Below are 9489 nucleotides of genomic sequence, written 5' to 3'. Positions count from 1 at the left end.
AGATGGTCGATGCCGGCGTCATCAAGCTGGGTGAGAACACCACCGAAGGCTCCAAAGTGGCGCTGGTCTATGGCCAGATGAACGAGCCGCCGGGCGCGCGCGCCCGCGTCGCCCTCTCCGGCGTGACGATGGCCGAATATTTCCGCGACCAGGAAGGCCAGGACGTGCTGTTCTTCGTGGACAACATCTTCCGCTTCACCCAGGCCGGCGCCGAAATGTCGGCGCTGCTCGGCCGTATCCCCTCCGCAGTGGGCTACCAGCCGACCCTGGCGACGGATATGGGCGCGCTGCAGGAACGCATCACTTCCACCAAGAAGGGCTCCATCACCTCGGTGCAGGCGATTTACGTGCCGGCCGACGACTTGACCGACCCGGCGCCCGCCACCTCCTTCGCCCATCTCGACGCGACCACGGTGCTGAACCGCGCGATCTCCGAGAAGGGCATCTACCCGGCGGTGGACCCGCTGGACTCCACCTCACGCTCGCTCGACCCGCGCATCGTCGGCGAGGAGCATTACAAGGTCGCCCGCGACGTGCAGCGCATCCTGCAGACCTACAAGTCGCTGCAGGACATCATCGCCATTCTCGGCATGGACGAGCTGTCGGAAGACGACAAGCTCATCGTCGCGCGCGCCCGCAAGATCGAGCGCTTCCTGTCGCAGCCTTTCCACGTCGCGGAAGTCTTCACCGGCTCCCCGGGCGTGTTCGTGAAGGTCGAAGACACGATCCGCTCCTTCAAGGGCATCGTCGCCGGCGAGTATGACCATCTGCCGGAAGCCGCCTTCTACATGGTCGGCACCATCGAGGACGCGCTGAAGAAGGCCGAAGCCATGGCCGCGAAGGCCTAAAGGAAGCATCATGCCTCTCGCGCTGGAAATCATCGGTCCGGAAAAGCTCCTGCTGGCGCGCGCCGTCGATATGGTCGTAATCCCGGGCACCGAGGGCAATCTCGGCATCCTGCCCGGCCATTCCAAGATGATCACCAGCCTGCGCGGCGGGCTGGTGGATATCTACGAGGGCGACCGGATCACCGACCGCTTCTTCGTCTCCGGCGGCTTCGCCGAGATCACCGAGACGCAATGCGCGGTGCTGGCGGATTCCATCACCCGCCAGTCCGAACTCGACCCGGCCAAGGCGCAAGCCGCTCTAACCGAGGCCAAAGCCGCGTTCGACGCCGTCAACATGGCCGATCGCGACGCCTATCGCGAGGCCTCGGACCGGCTGATCTCCGCCCAGGCGATGGTCGACAGCCTGGCGCCGGAGCATCACTCCTAACGTTTAAAAACCCGCCGGAAGGCGGGTTTTTTGTCAGAAAGAAAGCGGCCGCTTTTTTGGAAAAAAGCGGCGCAAAAAACTTTTGTGAGTCTGGGCCTGTGGCGCAATCTCTTACCGTCGTGACGTTCAATACCTGGAAGGGAGACGGCGCCTATCAGGCGCGGCTTCGGCTGATGGCCACGGAGGTCCGCCGGCTGGATGCGGATATCCTGCTCCTGCAGGAATGCTTCGCCGCACCCGCACTCGGCTATGACACCGCCGCCGCACTTGCCGATGCGACAGGCTTCCATGCGGCACGGTGGGACGGCCGCAGGAAACCACGCCTTTGCGAAGGCGCCGAAGCGATGAGCACGTCGGGACTCGCCGTGTTGTCCCGTTATCCGATTCTGAAAGCGTGGGCGGTGGAATTGCCGAGCGACCCCAGGGACGGCGACCGCGCCGCTTTGTTTGCTGAAATCGACCATCCGGCGGGCAACGTTCTGGCGGTCTCCCTGCATCTGACCCATTTGCAGAATGCCCAGGCGCTCCGCCGCCGGCAATTCGAGACCGTCGTGACGGAACTGGCCGGAATGAAGCCGGCCACGCTCGCACTCATCGGCGGCGATTTCAACGCCGCGCCCGACGCCGCAGAGATCTCAGATGCCCTTGCGCCGAACGGCTCCCGGCTGGTCGATTGCCGGCACCTAGCCGGCCTGCCGCCGGCGGCAACCTGCGGCGCGGCCTGCATCGACCATATCCTCCTGCTGGTTTCGCCAGAAATGGAGGAACTGCAGGTGGCCGACGTGTCGACCGTTTTCGATCGGCCAGATCCGGAAACCGGCCTGCTGGCGAGCGACCATTTCGGCGTCAAAGCCTCGATCGTCCTGCGCGCCACCCCGCTTGCGTAACGGGCGGCCCGGCGGCCTGCTTACCCAAACAGCATTTTGCTGCCGACCACCGCGAGAATAATCCCCAGCGTCGTCTTGAGGACCGTGTTCGGCGCGTAGCGGGCTGTGTAGCTACCGACGATGATGCCGGGGATGGACCCTAGAAGCAGCGAGTCCAGAAGGTGAAAATTCACCGTGCCAAGATAGCAATGGCCGACCCCGGCCAGCAGGGTCAGCGGCACCGCATGGGCGATGTCGGACCCGACGATGGTGACCACCGGCAGGCGGGGATAGAGAATGATCAGCGCCACGGTGCCCAGCGCCCCTGCCCCCACCGATGAGAGTGAGACCAGGATGCCGAGCATGAAACCGACAATGATCGTGTATTTGTAAGACGCTTCGGTGCCGAAACCGGGATAATGGCGGCTGATGAAGTCCACGATCTGGTTTTTGAACACCAGGCTCGCCGCGCTGAGCAGGAGCGCCGCGCCCAATGTGAGCGAGATCGCGTCAGTCACGCCTTTGCTGGCCACACCGAAATAGGCGATGCCCGCCAGGCACAAGATCGTCGCCGGTACCGAGCCGCAGGCCAGCCGCCCCACGATCCGCCAATCGACCGATTTGCCGGCGCTATGGATTGTCGTTCCCACGGTCTTGGTGGCGGCCGCGAACAACAGATCCGTGCCGACCGCCGTGGTGGGATGGAAGCCGAACACCAGCATGAGAAGCGGCGTCATCAGCGAGCCGCCGCCCACCCCGGTGAGACCAACGAGAATGCCGACCAGGAGCCCTGAAGCGACATAGGCCGGCTGAATTATCATTAATCCTATATGCATCATGGAGATATCTTCGGCCAATTTGTTTTAAAAGGCAATGCGCCCATTATGGACAATTTGCGTGCGCACGGAAGAAAGAAGCCGCTTTTTAAAAAAAGCGGCGCAAAAACTTTTTGTTGATGCTGGGCAGCAGGCGTTGTCGCCGACACAGCCCATGACCCGGCCTTTCTTTCTTGTTCACCCTTCCCGCCGCACCGCCCTTGGATGGGCCTTCTGCCAAACCTCCATCAGCCGCACCGTCTCAACATCGGTGTAACGCTGCGTGGTGGAAAGGCTCGCATGGCCGAGCAGTTCCTGGATGGAGCGCAGATCCGCGCCCCCTTCCAGCAGATGCGTGGCGAAGGAGTGCCGCAGCGCGTGCGGCGTGGTATGCTCCGGCAACCCGTTAAGGCGGCGAAAGTCGCGCAGGGTTTTCTGCACCACTCCGGCATTGAGCCTCTTGCCCTGCACGCCCAGAAACAGCGGCGACTCCGGCGCCCGGTTGGGGTGCAACCGCAGCCAGGCGGCGAGTGCGGCGCGGATCACCGGCAACAGCGGCACGATGCGCTGTTTATTCCCTTTACCGGTCACGCGCAGCGCGTCATCTGCCGCCGGCAGGTCGCCGACATTGAGCGAGAGCGCCTCGTTGATGCGCAGCCCGGCGCCATAGAGCAGGCACATCAGCGCCTCGTCGCGCGCCTGAGCCTGCGCCATGTCGGTCGCTTCCCCGATCGCCTGAACAATCTGCGTCGCATCGCGCGGATTCAAAGCACGCGGCAAAGGCCGTTTCGCGCGCGGCCGCCCGACCAGCGCCAGCGAAGTCGTCTCGATCCCGTGCCGTTTTTGTAGAAAACGATAGAACGTCCTGACGGCGGAAAGCTTCCGGGCGCGCGTCGCGTTGCCCGTCCCCGCCGCCGCGTCGGCCGCAAGCCAGGCGCGGATATCGGCCGCCCGCAGCCCGCCCAAAGCCGCCGCATCCGGCTCGGCGCCGATATGCTCCCGGCAGAAGGCCAGAAAGGCCAGGATGTCGCGGCCATACGTCTCGACCGTCTTGGCGGCCATACGGCGCTCACCGCTGAGCCAGGCTAAAAACTCGCCCGAGAGAGTCTGATCGGTCATGGAAAGTAAGAAAGAAGCCGCTTTTTGAAAAAAGCGGCGCAAAAACTTTTGTGTACGCCGGGCCATGGGCGTTGTCGCTGACGCAGCCCATGGCCCAGCATAATAAAGTTTTTTTGCTTCTTTTTGTTCACAAAAAGAAGCCTTCCTTTCTCAGCCAATGGTCTGCCCGGTCTTCGCCCAGTCGGCCATGAAAGCAGCGAGGCCCTTGTCGGTCAGTGGATGGCTATAGAGCTGGCGGATCACCGCAGGCGGAATGGTCGCGACATCGGCGCCCATTTTCGCCGCCTCGATCAGATGGATCGGGTTGCGGATCGAGGCCACCAGCACCTCGGTCCTGATCGCCGGGTAATTGTTATAGATCTGCGTGATGTCGGAGATCAGATCCATGCCGTTCTGGCCGATATCGTCGAGCCGGCCGACGAACGGCGAAATGAAGGCGGCGCCGGCCTTGGCCGCGAGCAGCGCCTGGGCGGCGGAGAAGCACAGAGTCACGTTCACCATCACGCCGCCTTGGCTCAAACTGTGACAGGCGCGCAATCCATCCTGGGTCAACGGCACCTTGATGACAACGTTCGGGGCGATGCGCGAGAGCACCGCCGCCTCTTTCATCATCTGCCCGTATTCGGTGGCCGCCACCTCGGCGCTCACCGGGCCGGGCACGACATCGCAGATCTCGGCGATCACTTCGGTGATTTTCCGCCCGGATTTGGCGATGAGCGACGGATTCGTCGTCACCCCGTCCAGCAGGCCGGTCGCGGCCAGTTCACGGATCTCAGAAATTTCAGCGGTGTCGACGAAGAATTTCATGCGCCCTTCCCGGTGTCAGATGGTCCGTGCCAAGCATCTAGCATGGATTCCCCAAACCCAACCACCCGCCTCAGCGTGCTGTTGCCTTATCCGTTCGACGCCGCCTTCACATACGAAGCGGCCTTGGCCGTGCCGCCCGGCACGCTGGTGCGCGTGCCGCTGGGAAAACGCATGGTCGTCGGCGCGGTGTGGGACGAAGCGCCGGACGAGAGCGTCAAAACCAAACCGGTGGCGGAAATCCTCGATTTCCCGCCTTTGCCGGCCCAGCTCATGCAGTTCATCGACTGGGTGGCGAATTACACCCTGGCCCGGCGCGGCGACGTGCTGGCGCTGGCGCTCAAGGAATCCCTGCTCGGCACGCCCTCCGCCCGGGCCAAGAAATTTGCCTTCCCCGCAGCGGACCCGGCTTTGCCCGCGCCGGAACTCTCCGCCCCCCAGGCATCCGCCGTGGCGGCCTTGCAGGAGGATGTGCGGGCGCAGAAATTCGCCGTGACATTGCTCGACGGCGTGACCGGCTCGGGCAAGACCGAGGTCTATCTGGAAGCCGTCGCGCAGGCGTTGCGCCAAGGCGGCCAGGCGCTGGTGCTGTTGCCGGAAATCGCGCTCTCCGTGCAATTTTTCCAGCGTTTCGAGCGCCGCTTCGGCGCGCCGCCGGCCGTCTGGCACTCCGACCTGACTCCGGCCTTGCGGCGGGAAACTCTGCGCGCCGTGGCGGCGCACAAAGCGCAAGTGGTGGTGGGCGCGCGCTCCGCCTTGTTCCTGCCCTTCGCAGATTTGCGCCTGATCGTCGTGGATGAGGAGCACGAAAGCGCTTTCAAGCAGGAGGACGGCGTGATGTATCACGCCCGCGACATGGCGGTGCTGCGCGCCCGCTTGGCCGCCGCGCCCTGCGTGCTGGTGAGCGCCACGCCGAGCCTGGAGAGCGTGGAGAACGCCGCCTCCGGCCGCTACAAGAAACTCGATTTGCCGACCCGCCATGGCGGCGCGTCCCTGCCCACCGTGAAGGCCATCGATCTGCGCGCGCACCCGCCGGAACGCGGCCGGTTCCTCTCCCCCGTTCTGGTGGCTGCCTTGAACGAGACCATGGCGCGCGGCGAGCAGGGCATGTTGTTCTTGAACCGGCGCGGCTACGCCCCCCTCACGTTGTGCCGCCAATGCGGCCACCGCCTCGCCTGCCCGCATTGCACCGCCTGGCTGGTCGAGCATCGCAGCCATTCGCGGCTGATCTGCCATCATTGCGGCCACAGCACCGGCGTCCCGCCGAAATGCCCTGCCTGCGAGGCGGAGGCGAGCTTCGTGCCGATTGGTCCGGGCGTGGAACGCATCGCCGAAGAGGTGGCGCAGAGTTTCCCCACCGCGCGCACGCTGGTGATGGCAAGCGACATGATCCAGGGGCCGAAACAGGCCGCCGCCGCCGCCGAGGCCATTTCCGAACGTACCGTGAACCTCATCATCGGCACCCAGATGGTGGCGAAAGGCTGGCATTTTCCGCATCTCACTTTGGTCGGCGTGGTCGATGCCGATCTCGGCCTCGGCGGCGGCGATTTGCGCGCCGGCGAGCGCACCGTGCAGATGCTGCACCAGGTGGCAGGCCGTGCCGGCCGCGCCGAGGCGCCGGGCACGGTGCTGCTGCAGAGCTTCGCGCCCGAACACCCGGTGATCGCCGCCTTGCTGTCGGGAGACCTGCCGGAATTTCTGGCGCAGGAGGCCGCACAACGCCGCCCCGGCCATTGGCCGCCTTACGGCCGGCTGGCGGCGCTGATCGTCAGCGCCACGGACGAAAAACTTGCCGACGCCACCGCCCGTGCCCTGGCCCGCAGCGCGCCCAGGGAGCCGGGCACGGAAATCCTCGGCCCCGCCCCCGCCCCGTTCGCGCTGCTGCGCGGGCGCTTCCGTCGCCGGCTGCTGCTGAAAGCCGCCCGCCACGTGCCGGTGCAAAAACTCATGCGCGACTGGCTGGCCCGCACCGACATCCCGAAAAACGTGCGGGTGGATGTCGATATCGACCCGGTCTCCTTCATGTAGGCGGCACGCATGGCCTGAATTTTTCACTGGCCAAATGACCTAACGCCCACAACATTCTCCAGGACCGAGATTTTTTTGTCCGGGCCGTTCCCCCGCGCCCGTCGGGCAAGCCATGAAAGGAGGTACGGTCGCATGCTTCATGATGCGTTGAACCGCACCAATCAGTTCATCGACTTTCTCTCCCGCTGGATGCCGAACTGGCTGTTGGGCCTGTTGATGCTGCTGGTCGCCGGCGGCATCGCGGCCTTGCTCTGCCGCTGGGCCGTGCACCGCCTCGACCGTCTCATCGCACGGTTCGGCATTGTGCCGGCGCTTCTGTTCAACCGCAGCCAAGGGCCCAGCAGCGCTCTGCTGGTGCTGTTCGTACTCGGCGCCGTCCTGCCGTTCGCGCCTTTCAGTAACGCGGCCACCCTGGCCACCGGCCATCTTCTGCTCGCTGCCAGCATCATCGTGATCGGCTGGGCCGCGCTCAACACCATGGACATGCTCTCCGAGCTGTATCTGCAACGGGTGCGCCTGGACGTGGAAGACAATCTGACGGCGCGCAAGCACGTCACGCAGGTACGCATTCTCCGCGGCGCCGCGCGCGTGCTGATCGTCCTGCTCACGGCCGGCATCGCGCTGATGACCAGCGCCTCCGTACGGCAATATGGCGTCAGCCTGTTCGCCTCGGCGGGCGCCGCCGGCCTGGTCGTCGGCCTTGCCGCGCGGCCGCTGCTGAGCAACCTGCTCGCCGGAATCCAGATCGCGATGACCCAGCCGATCCGGCTCGAAGACGCGGTGGTGGTCGAAGGTGAGTGGGGCTGGATCGAGAAAATCGCCAGCACCTATGTGGTGGTGCGCATCTGGGACCTGCGCCGGCTGATCCTGCCGCTGACCTATTTCATCGAGCAACCCTTTCAGAATTGGACGCATCAAAGCGCCGATCTGCTCGGCACCGTTATGCTCAATGTCGATTATTCCGTGCCGGTGGACCGCATCCGCGAAACATTGCAGGCGGTGGTCAAGAATAACGCCAACTGGGACGGCAGGGCCGCGGTGGTTCAGGTCACCGACCTGCCCGGCACCATGGTCCAGGTGCGGCTGCTGGTCAGCGCGCGCAACTCCAGTCTGCTGTTCAACCTGCGCTGCGACGTGCGCGAGGCGATGATCACCTGGCTCTATGCCGAATATCCGCACGCTTTGCCGCGCCAGCGCACCGAACTTTCCGGCGGCACGGTGGAAATGATGCAAAACCAGGCCATGCCGGAGCGCCGGATGACCGAGATGCCGGCACGCCGTCAGGCACAGGCATAGGAGACGCGATGGGCGCCGCCGGAGGCATCCGGCCCCGGCAATCCAGCCTTTCCCTCGCCTTGCCTTGCTTTTCCTTTAGCTTTACCTCAGCGTCCGGTTTTCAATTCGGAGTTTTCGCCATGTCTTTCAGGGTTGCGGTTGTCGGTGCCACCGGTGCGGTCGGACGCGAGATCCTCAAAACCCTCGCCGAACGGAATTTCCCGGTCTCCGAGGTTGCCGCCCTGGCCTCCGGCCGTTCCGCCGGCCAGCAGGTTTCCTTCGGCGAAGACAAGATCCTCACGGTCCAGAACCTCGAGACGTTCGACTTCACCGGCTGGGATATCGGCCTGTTCTCCCCCGGCGCCTCGATCTCGGCAGTGCATGCGCCGCGCGCCGGCGCCGCGGGCTGCGTCGTCATCGACAACACCTCGCAGTTCCGCATGGACCCGGACGTGCCGCTGGTGGTGCCTGAGGTGAATCCCGGGGCAATCGCCCAGTTCAGGAAGCGCAACATCATCGCCAACCCGAACTGCTCGACCATCCAGATGGTCGTGGCGCTGAAGCCGCTGCACGACAAGTTCAAGGTCAAGCGCGTCGTCGTCGCCACTTACCAGTCGGTTTCCGGCGCCGGCAAGGAAGGCATGGACGAGCTGTACGCCAACACCAAGGTGCACTTCGTCAACGACCGCAACCAACCGCAACTGTTCCAGAAAGACATCGCCTTCAACGTGATCCCGCAGATCGACGTTTTCATGGAAGACGGTTCCACCAAGGAAGAATGGAAAATGGCGGTCGAGACCAAGAAGATTCTCGACCCGAACATCGCGGTCATCGCCACCTGCGTGCGCGTGCCGGTGTTCATCGGCCATGCCGAGGCGGTGCACGTCGAATTCGAGACCCCGATCACGGTGAACGAGGCCCGCGCCGCCCTGCGCAACGCCCCCGGCGTGGTGCTGCAGGACCAGCGGACCGATGGCGGCTATATCACCCCGATCGAATGCAAGGGCGACGATGCGGTGTATGTCTCGCGCATCCGCAAGGACCCGACGGTGGAAAACGGCCTGGCCTTCTGGTGCGTCTCGGACAATCTGCGCAAGGGCGCGGCGCTGAACGCCGTGCAGATCGCCGAAGTGCTGGTGGCGCAGAACATGCTGCGCGCCCGCGCGGCATAAACAGGTAAGAAAGCGGCCGCTTTTTGAAAAAAGCGGCGCAAAAACTTCTACTATGCTGGGCCATGGGCGATGTCAGCGACAACGCCCATGGCCCAGCATAACAAAGTTTTTTTGCTACTTTTTGTTCACAAAAAG

At 64.2% G+C, this 9489-nt stretch carries 9 protein-coding genes; 6 read left to right on the top strand and 3 right to left on the bottom strand.

What is annotated here, in order from left to right:
* The 3 genes from atpD to VNC39_RS13865 form a co-directional block, all read left to right on the top strand.
* Nucleotides 1-848: F0F1 ATP synthase subunit beta (gene atpD, locus VNC39_RS13875; protein WP_325400203.1), on the top strand; the 848-nt coding region annotated here is incomplete at its 5' end.
* A 10-nt stretch (nucleotides 849-858) separates the two neighbouring features.
* Nucleotides 859-1275 (top strand): ATP synthase F1 subunit epsilon, encoded by a 417-nt coding sequence (gene atpC, locus VNC39_RS13870; RefSeq protein ID WP_325400201.1) that lies wholly within the window; start codon nucleotides 859-861, stop codon nucleotides 1273-1275.
* A gap of 98 nt (nucleotides 1276-1373) precedes the next feature.
* Nucleotides 1374-2162 (top strand): endonuclease/exonuclease/phosphatase family protein, encoded by a 789-nt coding sequence (locus VNC39_RS13865; protein WP_325400199.1) that lies wholly within the window; start codon nucleotides 1374-1376, stop codon nucleotides 2160-2162.
* A gap of 20 nt (nucleotides 2163-2182) precedes the next feature.
* Here the strand turns inward: VNC39_RS13865 and VNC39_RS13860 are convergent, their stop codons facing one another.
* The 3 genes from VNC39_RS13860 to fsa form a co-directional block, all read right to left on the bottom strand.
* A complete protein-coding gene (locus VNC39_RS13860) occupies nucleotides 2183-2962 on the bottom strand; it encodes a sulfite exporter TauE/SafE family protein (protein ID WP_325400197.1) in 780 nt (259 codons plus the stop codon).
* Between the two features lie 192 nt (nucleotides 2963-3154).
* Nucleotides 3155-4075, bottom strand: a complete 921-nt coding sequence (locus tag VNC39_RS13855; protein WP_325400195.1) for a tyrosine recombinase XerC — start codon at nucleotides 4073-4075, stop codon at nucleotides 3155-3157.
* A 150-nt stretch (nucleotides 4076-4225) separates the two neighbouring features.
* A complete protein-coding gene (gene fsa / locus VNC39_RS13850) occupies nucleotides 4226-4882 on the bottom strand; it encodes a fructose-6-phosphate aldolase (RefSeq protein ID WP_325400193.1) in 657 nt (218 codons plus the stop codon).
* 42 nt (nucleotides 4883-4924) lie between these two features.
* Between fsa and priA the strand changes: the two genes are divergently transcribed.
* From priA to VNC39_RS13835, 3 genes are all read left to right on the top strand, one after another.
* Entirely contained in the window at nucleotides 4925-6907 is a 1983-nt protein-coding gene (gene priA / locus VNC39_RS13845; RefSeq protein WP_325400191.1) for a replication restart helicase PriA, read from the top strand.
* 132 nt (nucleotides 6908-7039) lie between these two features.
* Nucleotides 7040-8203, top strand: a complete 1164-nt coding sequence (locus VNC39_RS13840; RefSeq protein ID WP_325400189.1) for a mechanosensitive ion channel family protein — start codon at nucleotides 7040-7042, stop codon at nucleotides 8201-8203.
* 119 nt (nucleotides 8204-8322) lie between these two features.
* A complete protein-coding gene (locus VNC39_RS13835) occupies nucleotides 8323-9354 on the top strand; it encodes an aspartate-semialdehyde dehydrogenase (protein ID WP_325400187.1) in 1032 nt (343 codons plus the stop codon).
* The last annotated feature ends 135 nt before the right edge of the window (nucleotides 9355-9489 follow it).

The sequence above is a fragment of the Acidocella sp. genome (assembly GCF_035535915.1).
In the GTDB taxonomy this organism is placed as follows: domain Bacteria; phylum Pseudomonadota; class Alphaproteobacteria; order Acetobacterales; family Acetobacteraceae; genus Acidocella.
This window is presented reverse-complemented; position numbering and strand designations above follow the sequence as displayed.